This is a genomic window from Candidatus Sulfotelmatobacter sp., assembly GCA_036500765.1.
Taxonomy (GTDB): Bacteria; Acidobacteriota; Terriglobia; order Terriglobales; family Acidobacteriaceae; genus Sulfotelmatobacter.
The window spans coordinates 1,044,810-1,061,931 of record DASYBM010000004.1; the positions used below are offsets into that span (position 1 = coordinate 1,044,810).

Below are 17,122 nucleotides of genomic sequence, written 5' to 3' on the forward strand. Positions count from 1 at the left end.
TCGCGAGTATATGCCGAAAAGCAGATGTATGGAAAGCGAAAAAGGTTGGCGAGAAGAAACAACGTCCATGTACAGCGGACAACTCCTGTCCGCTGCCTTTGATTTTGAACTTGCCTTTGCCCTTGCCTTTGATTCGATCTTACCTCTGACTTTGATCCTGACCTCGACTGAGGCACTCTTCCGCGAAGATGAAGTACGAAGAGTTCCACAAAGCTGCCGGAACGGTTCCGCGCGGGCGCGCCGTGACCACGATATTGTATTCATCGGAACTACTCAGATTCATCTCACAAAGGGCATCCACGGCTGGAACCCTCGGCTCGGACCGCCCTGGCTCGATCACCGCCAGCCACGACAGAAACTCGTGCAGATCGCGCGTGCGTGGGCGTCCGGGGACGACGAAAGATAACTCCGCGTCCTGGGTGGTAGAGAATTGCCAGGCCAGAGTTGCCGTGAGATCGACGGCCCGCTCATAGGCGCGTTCGGAAATCCGGCCAGATTCAGGATTATCCAAAGCGATGCACAGCTTGCGCTCGTCTTCGCGGGCAAACTCGCGGACTTTCAGCGAGCCGGACTTCGCCGTGGCCTTCCAGTCCACGTGCCGGGCGGAATCCTCCGGCATATATTCGCGAATGCGGTAAAGTTCCGAGCCCCGGCCGCGGACAAAGCTTTCCCACCCGCCGCGCACCAGCGGCAGAACATCGAACGCCTCTTGGATGACGTCGATGCGAGGATAGACCAGCACTTCCCGAGGTAACGACACATGTCGGGTCTTGGTAAGAAAGGCGAAAGGAAAGCGTGTAGCCAGGCCGAAGTTGTCTTCACGATAGCGACCGCGCTGATCAAATCTCAACTCCAGATCGGCGGAAACATCAGCCTGAGGCGGAACAAACGGAAAATAAGCCATTCCCTGAAAGATTCCAGGAGGCGGAGGAAGCACGGTCACGCGGCGCAGGCGCCGGTCCGGCAGCCGCAGCCACTGCTGCTCCATCGGACGGTTAAAGGGAAAGGCGAACGTAGTCGGCTCCCACTGCCACTGCTTGGTTGCCTTCTTTTTCTTCTTGCGCGTGGAAATCACCTGAATGGAAAACGACGGAAGAAATCTTCGGGGGTTCCGCAGCACGATGCGTCCCGCCACCGGACGTCCCGCGAAGACGTGCTCCGGCAGGCGCACATCCAGTTCCAGATATCGCAGCACCCACGCAGAAACAATCCCCGACACGAGTATCGCCGCCAACATGGCTGCCACGACGATGTACAGAAGATTGTTTCCGGTGTTCAGCGCGGCAATGCCGATGATGATCGTGACCAGCACATACACGATGCCGGCTCGAGTCACTTCATAGTCGAAAGACTCCCGCAGGCGCTCGACGGCCACGCGGCGCGCCAGATACGGCACGGTCACCAGCCCCACCATGGTGGCGACGATCAGCGAAGTCGAAGCCAGAATCAGAGTGGTCCAGAAGTTGCCGGCGTCGCGCGATACGGTGGAAAAAAGTGCCGCGGCGAAGGCCACGCCCAGACCCACGAGGGCGAGCAGAAACTTCACCCAGACTTCCGCCGAAGCCGATTGCAGCCACTGCGCGAAACGGCTAGGCACAGACGGCTCTGATTTCAACGGATTGGCGTACGCAGAACCCACTGCCCCCGAGCCTAGCATTCCCCGCCAGAACGGACAATGGGGATTCGGCTTGCGGCGAAAGCGTTCGTAACCGCACCCACTCGGAGCGGATCGGCGATAAGAAAAAAGGCCACGGATTGGAACGGATCAACACGGATACTTCAAGAAACTTAGCGGGATATCCGTGGAAATCCGTGTAGATCCGTGGCCAAAGGTATCTGTCCTTCAGTAGGCCGCCAGTTCCTTCATGGCCAGAAACAAATCGTTCGGCTGCGGCAGAATCGCGTCTTCCAAGATCGGCTGATAAGCCACGAACACATCTTTCGCAGCCACGCGACGCACGGGCGCGTCGAGTTTATCGAAAAGCTGATCCGCGATGCGGGCCGCAATCTCGGCCCCATAGCCCCAGCTCAACGTGTCTTCGTAGGCGACGAGAGCGCGATTGGTCTTGGCAACCGACGCGGCAATTGTCTCCCAGTCGAACGGATTCAGGCACCGCAAGTCGATTAATTCAATTTTTACGCCCTGCTCGCGCTCCAATTTCTGCGCTGCCTGTAGAGCCCGCGGCACGACCGCTCCATAGGTAATCACGGTTAAGTCGGTACCAGGCTGAACAATCTTCGCCTTGCCGAACGGAATCATGTAATCCGGCCCGGGATATGCAGCGCGCCCAAACGATTCCCGATACAGCCGCTTGTGTTCGAGAAACAGCACCGGATCGTCGCAGCGGATCGCCGTCCGCAAGAGCCCGGCAGCGTCCTGAGAGTTCGAGGGAAACACAACACGCAGCCCGGGAATGTGCGTGAACACGCTCTCCCCACACTGTGAGTGATAAATGGCGCCGCCAGTGAGATATCCGCCGATGGCGACGCGAACCACGACGGGACAGGAGAATCCGTTGTTCGAGCGCCAGCGGATCGTCGGCAATTCGTCGCGAAGCTGCATCATCGCGGGCCAGATGTAGTCGAAGAATTGAATTTCGACAACCGGCTTCAGCCCGCGCGTGGCCATTCCGGTGGCGCGTCCAATGATCGAAGCCTCGGCCAGCGGAGTATTGAACACGCGATCATTGCCGAACTCGCATTGCAGGCCAAAAGTCAGCTTAAAGACCCCGCCCTTGCCCTTCACCAGCTTCCGCTTCAAATATTCTTCGCGGCTGCAATCGGCGACATCTTCGCCAAAGATCACGATGCGCTCATCGCGCTTCATTTCGTCGCGTAGCGTCGCCGTGATGAGATCGGCCATCGTCTTGCCAGCCGGCTTTTTACCGTCAGCAGGAAGTTCTGCCGCTACAGCCTGAGTATCGAAAACCGACGACGCGGGATCGAGATCGGGAGAATAAACGAATTTCGTAATCGATTCCGGAGCGGGCGGCAGCGCTTCGAGCGCCCGGTCAACCGCGGCCTGCAACTGGGCTTCAACTTCTTTTTCGAGTTGATTGATGCCCTTTTCGTCGAGGATGTCTTCGCGCAACAGAAACATCTGGGTGCGCGTCACCGGATCGCGCTGCGCGTCGCGCTCGCGCTCGGTGTCAGGCCGATAGAGCCGTTCGTCGTCCGACAATGAGTGCGAATACGGGCGAATCACGTGAGCATGAACGAAAGACGGCCCATGCCCCTCGCGGCAATAACGCGTCGCCCGTACGAATGCCGCATAGCTCGCGATCGGATCGGTCCCGTCGACTTCTTCGAAATGGAAATTCGGAAATCCAGAGACCAGGCGCGATATGCTTCCCCCGGCAGTCTGCACTTCTACCGGCACCGAGATCGCGTAGCCGTTGTCTTCGACGCAGAAAATCACCGGCAACTTTCCCAGGGCGGCAGCATTCATCGCCTCCCAAAACTCGCCTTCACTCGAGGTGCCGTCGCCGAGAGAAACGTACGTGACTTCGTCCCCCTGAAAGCTGACATTCTTAAACTGCCGGTAATCGACGAAATCGGAGGCCGGAATTTCGGCGGCCTTAGGATGGCGCGCTAAATAACGCCCGGCTTCCGCGCACCCAATCGCCTGCAAAATCTGCGATCCCGTCGGCGACGACTGCGTCACGACGTTCAGCCGCGGATAGCTCCAGTGCGAAGGCATCTGCCGCCCGCCGGAGCTGGGATCATCGGCCGCGCCCACGCCTTGAAGAAACATCTCGTAAGGCGCAACGCCAAGCGCCAGGCACAGCGCCCGATCCCGATAGTAAGGATAGAACCAGTCGTACCCGGGCTTCAGCGCCAGCCCGGCCGCTACGCCAATGGCCTCATGCCCGGCGCCCGACATTTGAAAGAAAATTTTCTGCTGCCGTTTCAGCAGGATTTCCCGGTCGTCGATGCGTCGAGAAGTGTAAATCAGCCGGTAAGCCTGGATGAGCTGATCGCGGGTGAGTCCCTCGTACAGCTTGCCCTTCTTCGTGCCACCATTGCCCGTCAGGGCCAGCTTAGGGTCGATCTTCGTCGTGGCCATCCGCTTCTTGGGTCCCCTGTTTCCTATGTGGCTACTTCTCTTAGATTCCGATCCGCGTCCCAGGATTCTATGCGACCTTCGGAACCTGTTGGATTGTAAATGGTAATCAGGGGTTGGAAAGCGATGATTTTTTCAATCGTGAAACGCCTCCGGTCAGACCATACGACCCATCACTATTCGCGGGCCGGAAACGTTTTCAGATACTCCCGAAGCTGGTCCCGCACCGCCCGAAACACCGCCAACCGCTCTTCCTCGGAGCCTTTGTGATCGGCAGGATCCACGAAACTATGATGAATGGTCCTTGTTTCGACGGGAAAGATCGGGCAAACTTCGCGCGCGTTATCGCAGACCGTGAGCACATAGTCGAAGTTCTGGCCCGCGAATTCGCTCTCGTGCTTCGAGCGCTGCCCCGTAATGTCGATGTCCAGTTCGCGCATCACAGCAATAGCCTCGGGCCGGACTTTGCTCGGGTTCACGCCTGCGCTAAAGACTTCAAAGCGATCTCCCGCGTCGTGGCGCAGCAAACCCTCGGCCATCTGGCTGCGAGCCGAGTTGCCAGTACAGAGGATTAAGACTGACTGTTTCTTCATAATATGTCCGGTTTGTCGACTGCCGTAATTTCAGGACGCGCCATCCAACGAAAAGCCAACGTCGCGGCCAGTCCACCGGCCAATTGGGCAACGATGAAAGCAGGAACGTCGGCAGGTCGAATCCCGGCAAACGTGTCGCTGGCCAGACGCGCCAGAGTTACCGCCGGATTCGCAAACGAAGTGGAGGACGTAAACCAATAGGCCGAGGTAATGTAGGCGCCGACAGCAAACGACACAGCGGTGGAGTGGGCGCGGGCGCATCCCCAGATCACCGCGAGCAGACCAAACGTGGCAATGAATTCACTCCACCAAAGAGGCCATCCGCTCCGCGTGTGATGAGAGAGGAAAAACAGCGGCAGGCCAAACATGGCATTCGCCGCAGCGACTCCGCCGAAAGCGCCGAGGATCTGCGCAGTCAAATATCCAGGCACTTCGCGCCATGCCATGCCGCCTTGCATGGCATCGGCCAATGTGACCACGGGGTTGAAGTGCGCACCCGAAATCGGCCCCAGCGCCAGGATCAGCGCCACCAACGCCGCTCCCGTCGCCACCGAGTTGGCGAGCAGCGCTATCGCCATATTGCCGCTGGCTAAGCGCTCGCCCATGATGCCGGAGCCAACTACCGCCATCAGCAGAAAGGTCGTGCCCAGCGCCTCAGTTGCAACACGTCGGACCACAACATGCCTCCGGTGCGCGAGATGGTTTCACGGCGCGCGGTTTTACTGCTCGAAGAAAAGCGCTCAGAAACTTTCCATCTACTTGCGGAGCGATGACGTCAACATCGATTCCCTGCCCCGCAAGAAATTCGCGCGCATCTTCAGCTCGATAAATCCGCGTCGGCTCGATTTCAATCTGCTCGAACCCGGCGGCGCTCAACTTGCCGCGATAGTCGTTTTCATCGAGCGCGCCCGCAATGCACCCCACCCACGCCAGCACACTCCGCCGAATCTCAGGCAGAATCTCTCCGCGAGTCACCACATCGGAGACAGCAAATCGCCCGCCCGGCTTCAGCACGCGAAAAGCCTCGCGCAAAACTTTGTCTTTATCGGCCGAGAGATTGATCACGCAGTTCGAGATGATTACATCGACAGAATTATCAGGCAGCGGAATGTTCTCGATCTCGCCCTTGAGAAACTCCACATTTTCAATTCCCGCCTTGCCTTTGTTTTCGTTGGCCAGCGCCAGCATCTCGTCGGTCATGTCGAGACCATAGGCCTTGCCAGTGGGACCAACGCGTCGAGCCGAAAGCAGCACATCGATGCCACCGCCGGAGCCGAGATCGAGCACGACCTCGCCCGGATTCAACTGGGCGAGCGCCGTCGGATTGCCGCAGCCGAGCGAGGCCAACAAAGCCTCTTCGGGAATCTGTCCGGCCTGCGCCGCGTCATAGAGGTTCGTGATAATCGGATCGCAGCACCCGGTGCTCGCAGTCGCGCCGCAACAGGAACTTCCTCCAGACTTCACGCGCAATGCGGCTTCCCCGTATTTCTGCTTCACAATTTCCTTGATGTCGGTCACGTCAGCGGTGCTCATGAATTCCTCCTACTCACTACTTGCAGATTTGTACGATGTCTTGCAGCCTCAGCGCCTTATTCCGGGTGCAACACTCCGCATAAAGGAACTGCAACAATTCCTGGAGAGCCTCGCAATTGGCCGTGTAGCGCAGAAACGTTCCTTCGCGATGCACTTCGACCAAGCCTTCGGTTCGCAGCTTGTCCAGATGATGCGAGAGGGTCGAGTTGGGAATTTCCAGCTCTGACTGAATGTCGCCTACGACTAGTCCCTCAGGATGCGCCGTAAGCAGCAACTGCATGATGCGCAGCCGTGACTCGGTTCCCATGGCCGAGAACATGTCCGCGTACCTGGCCACTCGTTCGGCAGATTTGATGGTCGTAAGCAACGGCATATTTCCATATTACCGGAAATATAGATCATGTCAAGCACGCTTATTTACACTAGGCCAATCCGATCTGGGTCAAAGACTCCAGTCACACCCATCGGTCGATCGGGACACGCACCGGTTGACTGCTGACGGCTGACTACGGAGTGCTTTATGCTGAAGGCAGATGATTCATACACGTCGCGCCTTCGAACCGCACTCCATCAAGCTTGTAATCTTCGACCTCGACGGCACGCTGATCGACTCGCGCCTCGACCTCGTCCATTCCGTAAATGCGGCGCTCCGCCACATCGAACGCCCGGAATTACCCGATGACGTTATCGCCAGCTATGTGGGCGATGGCGCCCCCATCCTGATTCAACGCGCGCTGGGCGGCGAAGTCGTCGATGAGGCACTGGTCCGCAAAGGCCTGGAATTCTTTCTTTCTTACTACCGCGAGCACAAACTCGACCACACTACCGTTTATCCCGGAATCGCCGAGGCGTTGGCCGCAATTCAACAGGCTTCCCTTCAACAATCGTCAATTTATAAATCGGGGAACGGCAGTCCGCGCAAACTGGCCGTGCTATCGAACAAGCCGGTTAACCCTTCGCGGGCCATCGTAGAAGCCCTGGGCCTGGGACGATTCTTCTCGCAGATCTACGGCGGCAACAGCTTCGCCACCAAAAAGCCAGACCCTGAAGGCGCGCTAAAATTGCTGGAGGAGAGTGGCGTCCGCCCGGAGCAGGCTGCAATTGTGGGCGATTCTCACGTGGACGTGCGTACCGGCCGCAATGCCGGACTGTGGACGATTGGAGTAACCTATGGCTTCGCGCCCCACACCTTAGGGAGCGAACCGCCTGACGTGCTCGTCGATCAGCCGCAGGAAATTGGCGTCCTGTTCTCGCCAAGCTGAAAGCCTTTGACGCCAAGGTCGCAAAGACATGACGCAAAGGCCCTAAGGAGTATTCACCTCATCAATTATGAATTATGACCGCTAACCACTCTGGCCCGGCTCCCGGCTTCACCGGAAAAGAACTGCGCAAGCTGCGCAGCATGAAAAATCCTTACGGCATTCAGAAATTCCTGGACGACATGCCCTATCATCTGGAAGACACGGCGTGGTCTCCGCGCAAAGTACTAGCGGAGGAATCCTCGCACTGCCTGGAAGGCGCAATCTTTGCCGCTGCCGCCCTGCGGGCCAATGGATATCCCCCGCTGCTGCTCGATTTCGAAGCCGAACACGACACCGACCACGTGATCGCCATTTATCGCGAAGATGACTGCTGGGGAGCGATCGCCAAGTCGAACTATTCCGGTTGCCGCTGGCGCGAACCGGTCTATCGTACGCTGCGCGAACTGGCGCTCAGCTATTTCAACGCTTATTTCAATCTGCGGCGCGAGCGCACGCTGCGGCGCTACTCAGGTCCGGTCAATCTGAAACGATTCGACCGCCAGAACTGGATGACCACGGACGAACCCGTGTGGTTCATCGTCTATCATCTCTTTGACATCAAGCACTACGCGCTCCTGACCAAGGCACAAGAAAAGCGGCTGCATCGGATAGACGAGCGACTCTTTCAAGCCGAGTGTATGGGGAAAGCCTACAAGAGAAGGGATTAAGGCGGGCGCGGCCCTAAAGTTTCGAGGACATTCCGCCGATACGCAGTTAGGATCTTTGCGCCCGGCACCGCCCATGATCCAGGAGCGCTCGACTTGCAATCGCCTAATAATCTCGGAAATAGCCCGACCTACGAACTCTTGGACGCCCGCCGCCATCGCCGCTTCAAGCTGCAAGTAGCCATCCGTGTCTACCCGCGGGGTTGTCCGGTGGTTCGGGGGGACACTGTCGATATCAGCGAATCCGGCATCTCCGCCATGCTGCGCGAGGAAGTTCCCCTCGCAGAAATGGTTCGCCTGGAGTTCATTCTGCCCCTGGGCGAGGTCGAACTTCTAGCCATGGTTCGCCAAAGAAACGCCTTCCGCTACGGCTTCCAGTTCGTGGAAGCCACCTCCGCGCACGACATCATCGGCCGCACCTGTAGACAGCTGGCGGTGGAACAGTCCGCGTCCGAGTCCACGTCTCATTAACTAGGCCACATAACGCCACTCGCCGCAACACTCGGGTCATCCTCAGACACAGCCCTGTCATCCCGACCGCAGCGAGCAAATGCGAGTGTAGTGGAGGGACCTGCTGTTGAAGTTGCAATTAACTCCGCTCCGAAACATCTCGTGATCTAATGCGTTAAGGTGAAGTATGAGATTCTGTCTGGGTAGATTTATTCTCGCTTGTTCGATCCCTCTTTTCTGCGGGTTCGCGCTCGGTCAAGATCGGCCGGATTCGTCCCCGTCAATCCCATCCGCCTCCGCTGCGACTGCTGCTGAAAATGAATCTGTCTCTAACTCCGCTTCCAAAGCACCGTCCCTGCCCGATCTAACCCCAGACGCAAACGGCAAGCTCTCGCAGGAACAAATGCGTCAGTTGTTTCGGGTGGTTGCCGACAAAGACCTCGAAAACGACAAGCGCCAGCGCGACTACACTTACATCGATCGCGAGGTCCAGCACACCCTCGACGGCAAGGGCAATACCAAGTCCACGGAAGTGAATACTTACGAGGTTCTGGAAATCTACGGAACCCACGTGCAGCGGCTCATCGAAAAAGACGATAAGCCCCTCGACGCCAAAGAGTCGGCCAAGCAAGAAGAAAAGATCCAAAAGATCATCGACAAGCGCAAAAACGAATCGCACGAGGATCGCAGAAAGCGGGAAGAAAAAGAAGAAAAAGAACGGGACGACGGCCGAAAGTTCGTGCGCGAGGTGGCTGACGCCTACGACTTTAAACTGATCGGCACGGAAAAAGTGGACGGACGCGACTCCTGGGTGATTGATGGCGAACCGCGCCCCGGCTTTGAACCGCACATGAAGGAGTCGAAGTTTCTCTCCAAGTTTCACGGCCGCGTCTGGATCGACAAGAGCGATCTGCAACTGGCCAAAATGGACGTTGAAGCCATCGACACGGTCTCGCTGGGATGGGTATTGGCGCGCATCCACAAAGGCGCGCGCGTGACATTAGAGCAGACACGGGTGAATGACGAAGTGTGGCTGCCCCGCCATTTGACATTTAAGCTGGACGCGCGCGTGGCCTTACTCAAGGGCTACAACATCGAAGGCGACCAGGAGTATCGCGACTATAAAAAATTCGGCGCCTCCTCCAAAATCGTGGGCATGGGCGAAGTGAAAGAGCGGGACGTACAACAAAAATAGTCGTGCGCCCTGGCACACAAGGCTGCGGAAACAGCCGAAAAACCGCAAAGCTGACGCCCGACCTCTGACACCCGCTCTTACTTCTTAAATAAATTATCGAACGCCGCCCGCGCGCTCGTCGGCTTCAAACTCGCCGGAGTCGAGGTCTCCTTTTCCCGCGTCACTCGCATTTCATACAAAGGACACTCGTTCCGCTCATCCTTCTTCGCGATCCGCACCACGACAGGCTGCATGCACTCAAACCGGCTTCCCGGATCGAAGTAAGTACACTGCTTGCACGAATGCAACTCAAACCCACACTTCGGACACGGCCCGGTCGGGGTGACGCCCGACAACACGGTCCCGCACTGCGTGCAGCGCGACACTGCCCGCGTTCCCGGCAAATTCACCGGCCGGGGCCCAAACGTAAGATCCTTCTTCGGCGCCGGAGAACCAGACTGTGAACCAGACCACGTTGAGCCAGACCTCTCGCCCGATCCCTTCCGCTCTTCACGATCCCGATCCTGATATCCATGCTGCCGATATTTCGCCACCAATTCCCTCCCACCCACGCGGCCCGTATTGTCTACCTTAGCTGCCGCGGGCGCAAGTCGTGTAGTCGTAGCGCCGTCGTCCCGCCGGCTGTCGCGAGGGCGTCCTCGCCCTCGCTCCGAGCTATTCTCATCAGAGAATCATCGCGAGTGCAGTTGATGGAGCTATTGTTTGCCTGCGCCACCATTACCGTCGCACGGGAAACACCCTACAATGACCTCATGATTCACGCCATCCTCCCCGTCGGCCCCCTGCGATGCAACTGCTCCGTCATCGGCGACGAGACCACCCGCGAAGCCATGGTCATCGATCCCGGCGACGACATCGCCGACATCCAGGCCGTAATCGCCAAACACCATCTGCAAGTCAAACAGATCGCAATCACCCACGCCCACATCGACCACGTCGGCGGAGCCATGAAGCTCCGCGCCGCCACCGGCGCACCCATCCTGCTCAACCAGAACGATTACGCACTGCTGCAAATGTTAGACGCGCAGGCGCAGTGGATCGGCGTTGCTCCTCCGGGAAAAGTAGAAATCGACCGCAGCGTCACCACCGGAGAAACCGTCGCCGCCGGCCAGCATACCGCGCAAATCCTCCACACCCCCGGCCACACCGAAGGCAGCATCTGCCTGTATTTCCCCGCCGAAAAAAAGCTAATCGCCGGCGACACCCTCTTCGCCGGCTCCATCGGCCGCACCGACTTGCCCGGCGGCAACATGCAGAAAATCCTCCACTCCCTGCACACCACGGTCCTGGCCCTGCCGGACGAAACGGTAGTAGTCCCCGGCCACGGCGAGCTGACGACGATTGGAGAAGAGCGCGAGACCAACCCTTTCCTGATTAAGCGAAACGAGGGTAGGCGCTAACGAGTTCCGCGAAAGCAAACGGCGGAGGGCTTGTCCTCCGCCGTTACGTAATCGACAAATCGAGCGGCATTCTCTGTTTCAATTACTGATGATCCATGTGCTCATGTTCTTCGTGCTCATGCCGCCAGTTCCAGTACTCGCGCTGCTCTTTGTGCTTCAGGTGTTCATAATCGACATAAGCTTCGTGACGCCCTTCCAGCCAGTGCCGATAGACCTCATCCTCACGGCGATCCCAGTTGTGATAGTCCTTATGATACGGATCGTACACGCGATGCTCGCGTTCTTCCTGTTCATGCCGCTCATGATCGTCCTGTGGCGCAAAGGCGCTCGCGCCCAACGGTGCCATCAGTGCCGCCGACACAAACAGTGCCGCCAAATACTTGTTTCCACGATACATTCTGTTTTTTCCTCCAATAGCGGCCAACTGAGATGTCTTTTGGAAGGTTAAGGTTGGCGGCCGTGAAGCAGTCCGTCATCACCCACGCCCATATTGGCCACCGTCGGCGAAGCCATGAAAATCCGCCACGCGATCGGCGCCCAAAGGCTGCCTCACTAAAGCGATTAAGATATTTCTTACTTAAAGAGAACTTTTTGCTTAATGAGGATTCAACTTCTCCAGCACTCTCCCAATCCCCTCCGCAAACTCCCCCTCTTCTGTAATCAAGCTCAACACCAAATATCCATCCCTTGGAAAATCATAAAAATGCCCCGGATGCACCACTACCGCCTTCTCCCGCACCAACTCAATGGCCAACTGCTCATCCGAGCGCGTCACCGGAACCCGGAGCACCGCGTACCATCCCCCATCCACACGCAGCCGCTCACAAGCCTTCTGCCCCGCCGACTGCCGATCCAGTTCTGCGAGATTTCTCTCGACTCGCGCCATCAACTGCCGCTGAATACTCTTCCTCTGCTCCAGCAACACCGGCAGCGCCCACTGCACCGGCGCATTCATCGACAGATAAGTATCGGCAATCACCTCCAGTCGCCCCATCGCCGGTGACACGATTTCCTCCGGCCCGCTCATCACCACCCAAGCCACCTTCATCTGGGGCAGCGCCGCAATCTTCGACAGCCCGCTCAACGTAAACGTCAGAACTTCGTCATTTCCCGCAAAACTTCCCCGCCTCTTGTCATCCCGGCCGAGAATGTGGATCGGCGAATGCCGATCGGCATTATCGCGGAGGGACCTGCTTTTCGTTTGCGCCTCCACCACCGTCGAGCTTCGCTCGACCGGACGGACGAATGCGTCCGTCCCCACGCGAGTCTCTCCTCTCGCGGCATCTAACCCATAATCCAAGAACACCTCATCCACCACCACGGCCAGCCCTCGCTCCCGGCAAAATCCATTCAAAGCCGCGCGCTCTCCCGCCGACACATACGACCCCGTCGGATTATTGGGATGCACCACCACCACGCCCCGCGTGCGCTCCGTAACGGCCTTTTCCAACGACGGAAAATCCATCTGCCACCCATGGTCGTAAATCAGCGGATACGGCACCAGCCGCACATCCTGCAAATCCGCTAGAAACTCAAACAGCGGATAACTCGGCTTCGGCACCAGCAACTCATCCCCCGCATTGCACAGTAACCGAAACACAAACGAATACCCTTCGCTGGTGCTGATAGTCAAAATGATCCGCTCCGGATCCAGGTCGCGAACCACATGCTCATCCCGGTAATACGCGGCCACAGCCTCGCGAGCCGGCAGCACCCCCTTCGCCTGCGGATCGTAATCGAGCGCCCGCGGAGATGCGAGCGCCTGCAAAATCGCGGCCGAGTCATACTCCAACCCCACCCGGGTCGGATTCGAAACCGTCAAATCGAAAATTTTCGTCCCGCTCGACCGCACCTCTTCCACCGCCTGCGTAAACCGGTTCAGTCCCAGTTTCCAGCTAGTGCGATCAGAAAATGCCGGCTTCAAGAACATGAACTGGATTCTATGCGAGGGGGAGGGAAAAAGAAGATATTACGGATGAAATGAGAAAGAGCGCCGAAGGCGCTCCCGAAAATAGCCCGGCGTTTTCAACGCCGGGTAAAGCCACAAGAGAATTGAACTGCATCCCATGGGGACGCGTGAAATCGAACCGCGAATCGCGGCGTTACTCGCCCGGCCCGCGAAACTGCAACATCACCGGCACAGTCCCACGGCTCAAATTATCATCTCGCAGACCAGTCTTCTCCAGATTCGGCCAATCCCGAATCCCCACTGCGGGACACATCAATCCCTTCCCCGCCGGGCGCAGCAACTGCCGCAAAGTCTGCACTCCGTAGAACAATCCCTGCCCGCTCTTCGCCGCCACAATCAAGTGCGACTTGCTGGAGAACAGAATGTATCCATCCTCCCCCACCGTTTCATCGGCTTTGAGCCCTTTACGCGCCAGAAATCTCCGCACTTGTTTATCCTGTAGCCGCGCCAGCACAATGGCGCCGTCCGCCGCCTTGCCCGCCGCCTTCATCCCTAAAATGTCCAGCTTCAATCCCGACTGGTCCGCCACCTGTTCGGCCAGGGTTTCGGCGGCAATGCGATCTTCCGACTGATGCCCCAGCAGAACCAGAATCTTGGTCTTCGGTCCGACCTTGAATCCGCCGTCCCTCAGCTGCACCTCTTTCGGTGCAGGCTCCAGTTTCAGTTGCGCCCCACCGTCGGAATCCATCGTCGACAGTGCAGCACCGAACATCGGACGGACCGCCGCAACGCTAAACAGCAGCCCAACCACAACCAGCAATCGTCGCTTATTCATCCAGATCCTTGAATCAACAATCGTAAGGCAACTATTCTACGCGCAACTCGACCCAACTTCGCAACAAACTGGCAATGAAACCTTTGAGTTCCTCCTGAATTAAACCCCGTAGCAACCCAGATTTCTCTTAAAACCAGCAATTATTTCGCAAATGCTTCTTTATTAACAACATAAGGCATTTTTGTGATGTCCCCGTTGTAGTTCTCCTCGAGCACGTCGATCAGCCCCTGCGCACACCGCCCAGCCATCCCCTTATCCGGATCGGTCGACAGTCGCGTGATCCGCGCCGCCGAGGCAAAGTGCGGCATCAATCGGCAGCGATCCGCAATCGCTGGATCACGCAGCGGAGAATCCGCCGGCAGTGGCTCTTTCTCATAAACATCCAACGCCGCCCCCGCGATCCAATTCTCCCGCAACGCCCGCGCCAGTGCTCCCTCGTCCACCACCGGCCCCCGCGAAGTATTCACCAGATAAGCCGTCGGCCTCATCAGCCGCAACGTCTGCTCATTGAACAGATGATAGGTCGGCGTCGCGCTCTCCCCCACGCGCAGCAGCGGCACATGCACGCTCACAAAATCCGCCCCGCTCAAGGCCTCTTCAAACGCCACATACTTGATCCACGCCTTCTCTCTAGTCAGCCCGCGCGCATGCCGCAGATCATTGATCTCCTGAATCGTCTTCACGAACTCGTGATTCTCATACGCCGGGTCATAACACAGGACATTCATATCGAAGCCAACGCATTTCTTGATAAACGCCAGGCCGATCCGGCCGGTCCCGATCACGGCCACGGTCTTGCCGGTAACCTCATCCCCCAGAAAAGGCAAGTACGGATGCCAGTACCCCCACCGATTTTCGCGCGTCAAATGCTCTGCCGCCCACATCTTCCGCGCCAGCGTTCCCATCATGAAAAAGGCAAACTCCGCCGTCGCCTCAGTCAGCACGTCCGCTGTATGCGTGAACGGAACTTTATATCGGTTGGCGTCGGCGCGATTGATGTTGTCAAACCCTACCGCAATCTGCGCCACAACCTTCAACCGGCCCTTGCCAGCCTCAAACACTTCAGCATCAATCGGGTCGCGCAGCGTAGTGATCAATCCGTCCACCCCTGACCTCACCCTCTCGACAATCAAACTCTTCGCCGGCGCCTCCGGCTGCGGATACACTTCGACCTCATACCCGCGCCGCCGCAACACCTCAATCGCTTCTCCAATATCGCAAGTGGCAAATACGCGAAACTTCTTATCCATGATGTTTATTCCTGAATGTTTTATTCCTGAATGTTTATTCCTCGAAATAAATTGTCATTTCGAGCGAATTACGATGGAGCGTTCCCGCGCCATTTTGCGAAGCCGAGAAACCTGCTTCTCTCGCTTGCGAATGTGCACTAAATCGCGCCCCGCCGCCGGGCTTTCACTAAATCTTCAGGCTATTCTGCTGTAATTCAAATAGTCGCTGAAATAATATCAGCCGCACCCCACTTCAGAATGCCGTTCATTTAGGAGACCTACATGAAAATCAAGTCCTTCATCGTGATCGCAGCATTGGCTCTGTCCACACTCATCTTGGCCCAGGAAAAGAAAATCCAGCGCGCCGACCTCCCGCCCGCGGTCGAAAAGACCCTTGCCACTCAAAGCCAGGGAGCCACGATCAAAGGCTTCTCAGAGGAGAAAGAAAAAGGCCAGACATACTACGAAGCCGAAATGACGGTGAATGGCCACAGCAAAGACGTTGAAATGGACTCCACCGGCGCGGTCGTCGAAGTCGAAGAGCAAGTCGCCCTCGACTCCCTCCCAGCCGCAGTCAAGAAAGGACTCCAGGCCAAAGCTGGGAAAGGTAAAATCGTCAAAGTCGAATCCCTCACCAAACACGAGAAACTCGTCGCCTACGAAGCCAAAGTTCAAACCGGGGGCAAGAAGTCAGAAATCCAAGTCGGCCCCGACGGCAAACCACTCGACCACGAAGAGTAATTCTCAGAAACCTGCGTCGAAACACGAAGAGAACTGGGACGACTGCAAAGCCCGGCACATCGACGAACACCGCGGGCCAGCGCCTCTATCCCGCCCTGCGGTATCGGCCCCTCGCATCGGCCGCCTCATCTCCCGATCCCAGCAGCGCCATCCCGCGCATACCCTCCCACGCCGCCATATTCAGGGACGGCTCCGCGCTCACCAAATCCCGGATCATGTCCCAGGCCGCCATATTCAACGCGCCCTCCGGCGGCATCCCCATCGCCAGCGACACCGCGCACTGCGGACAAAAACATATCCGCTGCGCCCCCGACTTCTGCCGCGGCTTCACTCCCACGGTCTGCGCAAACATATAAACCGCGACTGACTTATCCCCCGCCTCAATTTCCCGCCTGCACCGTAAACAAGAAATAGGTTGCACGAATTCCCATCCTCCTCGCGAACACTGGATCCTGGTAGGTTTTCTAGGTTCGTCTCCTTACTCTGAGTCACGCCTTCCGCGCCCCACAAGTACGAAGAAAGATTCCCGTGTAGGGCGGAGACTCCTGTCCGCCGCCTTCGACTCTGCTACTGATGATCGCTTTCTGGCGCGCTCTGCCCGAGAGGTGAGGCTCTTGAATTTGAACTCGAAGATCGCCCACGTAGTCATTCCACACCTCCTGCCCCGTTCGCGTACACTCGTTGTCGCGAACGCTTCCCTAATGCTCTCCATCACGGCAGTGCTGCACACCGAAAATGACGCTCTGCGGCTGGGCCGCGCCCTGGAGACGCTTTACGCGTGCGACAACATTCTGATCGTCGACCACGATTCACGCGACACCACCGTGCAACTGGCTCGCGAGTATGGCGCAAGAGTTGTCGGCGCCAGGGGCGGAGCTCTGCCGCAAGAATATCTTCGCTCGCTGTCTCACGGATGGATTTTGTGTCTCGATCCCCGCGAATCCATGAGCGAAAAGCTGGCCGCGAGCCTCTTTGAATGGAAATCGGAACGGTGTCATGCTCAGACTCCGGGGGCTTCCGCATTTTCCGTGTTTCTGCGGGAGGAGACGCCCCAAGGCTGGCTGGAAATCCCTGCGGCACAGACCCGCCTTGTACCCTTAACCTGGAAATTGTGGAATCAAAATTTCCCGGTCCGCGACCCTGAAGCGTTGGCACTGGAAGGCGAGTTGTTGCGCTTTACTTTTCCGTAACCGCCCATTGGTCAATCT

19 protein-coding genes are annotated in these 17,122 nt (G+C 57.6%); 7 read left to right on the forward strand and 12 right to left on the reverse strand.

All coding sequences use genetic code 11. From position 1 onward, the window contains the following. Positions 1–139: 139 nt before the first annotated feature. From VGM18_07480 to VGM18_07505, 6 genes are all read right to left on the reverse strand, one after another. Complete coding sequence (locus VGM18_07480; GenBank protein ID HEY3972829.1) at positions 140–1,597, reverse strand: DUF58 domain-containing protein; 1,458 nt, start codon at positions 1,595–1,597, stop codon at positions 140–142. A 246-nt stretch (positions 1,598–1,843) separates the two neighbouring features. Continuing rightward, a complete protein-coding gene (locus VGM18_07485) occupies positions 1,844–4,066 on the reverse strand; it encodes a dehydrogenase E1 component subunit alpha/beta (GenBank protein ID HEY3972830.1) in 2,223 nt (740 codons plus the stop codon). 173 nt (positions 4,067–4,239) lie between these two features. After that, positions 4,240–4,656 carry an arsenate reductase ArsC gene (locus VGM18_07490; GenBank protein ID HEY3972831.1) on the reverse strand — a complete coding sequence of 139 codons (417 nt, stop codon included), beginning with the start codon at positions 4,654–4,656 and terminating at the stop codon, positions 4,240–4,242. Further along, the gene (locus VGM18_07495) at positions 4,653–5,333 is read right to left on the reverse strand and encodes an MIP/aquaporin family protein (protein HEY3972832.1); all 681 of its coding nucleotides are present in this window, start codon (positions 5,331–5,333) and stop codon (positions 4,653–4,655) included. The genes VGM18_07490 and VGM18_07495 overlap by 4 nt, the downstream gene beginning before the upstream one ends. Continuing rightward, positions 5,311–6,189 (reverse strand): arsenite methyltransferase, encoded by an 879-nt coding sequence (locus tag VGM18_07500; GenBank protein HEY3972833.1) that lies wholly within the window; start codon positions 6,187–6,189, stop codon positions 5,311–5,313. Before VGM18_07500 ends, VGM18_07495 begins: the two co-directional genes overlap by 23 nt. 16 nt (positions 6,190–6,205) lie before the next feature. Continuing rightward, on the reverse strand, positions 6,206–6,562 hold the full coding sequence (locus VGM18_07505; GenBank protein ID HEY3972834.1) for a metalloregulator ArsR/SmtB family transcription factor: 357 nt from the start codon (positions 6,560–6,562) through the stop codon (positions 6,206–6,208). A 160-nt stretch (positions 6,563–6,722) separates the two neighbouring features. Between VGM18_07505 and VGM18_07510 the strand changes: the two genes are divergently transcribed. From VGM18_07510 to VGM18_07525, 4 genes are all read left to right on the forward strand, one after another. Next, positions 6,723–7,451 carry an HAD-IA family hydrolase gene (locus tag VGM18_07510; GenBank protein ID HEY3972835.1) on the forward strand — a complete coding sequence of 243 codons (729 nt, stop codon included), beginning with the start codon at positions 6,723–6,725 and terminating at the stop codon, positions 7,449–7,451. A 74-nt stretch (positions 7,452–7,525) separates the two neighbouring features. Next, positions 7,526–8,158: a hypothetical protein gene (locus VGM18_07515; GenBank protein ID HEY3972836.1), complete on the forward strand. Its 633-nt coding sequence runs from the start codon at positions 7,526–7,528 to the stop codon at positions 8,156–8,158. A 93-nt stretch (positions 8,159–8,251) separates the two neighbouring features. After that, the gene (locus VGM18_07520) at positions 8,252–8,626 is read left to right on the forward strand and encodes a PilZ domain-containing protein (protein ID HEY3972837.1); all 375 of its coding nucleotides are present in this window, start codon (positions 8,252–8,254) and stop codon (positions 8,624–8,626) included. Positions 8,627–9,008: 382 nt separating this feature from the next. Then, complete coding sequence (locus VGM18_07525) at positions 9,009–9,800, forward strand: hypothetical protein (GenBank protein ID HEY3972838.1); 792 nt, start codon at positions 9,009–9,011, stop codon at positions 9,798–9,800. Positions 9,801–9,877: 77 nt separating this feature from the next. Here VGM18_07525 and VGM18_07530 read toward each other — a convergent pair whose 3' ends face one another. Next, entirely contained in the window at positions 9,878–10,333 is a 456-nt protein-coding gene (locus VGM18_07530; protein ID HEY3972839.1) for a hypothetical protein, read from the reverse strand. Between the two features lie 156 nt (positions 10,334–10,489). Here VGM18_07530 and VGM18_07535 point away from each other — a divergent pair, with 156 nt between their 5' ends. Next, positions 10,490–11,200 (forward strand): MBL fold metallo-hydrolase, encoded by a 711-nt coding sequence (locus VGM18_07535; protein ID HEY3972840.1) that lies wholly within the window; start codon positions 10,490–10,492, stop codon positions 11,198–11,200. Between the two features lie 82 nt (positions 11,201–11,282). Here the strand turns inward: VGM18_07535 and VGM18_07540 are convergent, their stop codons facing one another. The 4 genes from VGM18_07540 to VGM18_07555 all read right to left on the reverse strand — a co-directional run bounded on the left by VGM18_07540 (position 11,283) and on the right by VGM18_07555 (position 15,194). Further along, a complete protein-coding gene (locus VGM18_07540; protein ID HEY3972841.1) occupies positions 11,283–11,597 on the reverse strand; it encodes a hypothetical protein in 315 nt (104 codons plus the stop codon). Positions 11,598–11,795: 198 nt separating this feature from the next. Beyond that, positions 11,796–13,130, reverse strand: coding sequence for a pyridoxal phosphate-dependent aminotransferase (locus VGM18_07545; protein ID HEY3972842.1), 1,335 nt, complete (start codon positions 13,128–13,130; stop codon positions 11,796–11,798). A 172-nt stretch (positions 13,131–13,302) separates the two neighbouring features. Continuing rightward, positions 13,303–13,944: a glycoside hydrolase family 20 zincin-like fold domain-containing protein gene (locus VGM18_07550; protein ID HEY3972843.1), complete on the reverse strand. Its 642-nt coding sequence runs from the start codon at positions 13,942–13,944 to the stop codon at positions 13,303–13,305. Between the two features lie 140 nt (positions 13,945–14,084). Beyond that, positions 14,085–15,194 (reverse strand): D-glycerate dehydrogenase, encoded by a 1,110-nt coding sequence (locus tag VGM18_07555; protein HEY3972844.1) that lies wholly within the window; start codon positions 15,192–15,194, stop codon positions 14,085–14,087. A 261-nt stretch (positions 15,195–15,455) separates the two neighbouring features. On the opposite strand from VGM18_07555, the gene VGM18_07560 reads away from it, so the two are divergent. Continuing rightward, positions 15,456–15,914 (forward strand): hypothetical protein, encoded by a 459-nt coding sequence (locus tag VGM18_07560; GenBank protein ID HEY3972845.1) that lies wholly within the window; start codon positions 15,456–15,458, stop codon positions 15,912–15,914. 85 nt (positions 15,915–15,999) lie between these two features. Here the strand turns inward: VGM18_07560 and VGM18_07565 are convergent, their stop codons facing one another. Further along, positions 16,000–16,335, reverse strand: coding sequence for a hypothetical protein (locus VGM18_07565; protein HEY3972846.1), 336 nt, complete (start codon positions 16,333–16,335; stop codon positions 16,000–16,002). A 193-nt stretch (positions 16,336–16,528) separates the two neighbouring features. Here VGM18_07565 and VGM18_07570 point away from each other — a divergent pair, with 193 nt between their 5' ends. Beyond that, positions 16,529–17,104, forward strand: a complete 576-nt coding sequence (locus tag VGM18_07570; GenBank protein ID HEY3972847.1) for a hypothetical protein — start codon at positions 16,529–16,531, stop codon at positions 17,102–17,104. Positions 17,105–17,122: the final 18 nt, after the last annotated feature.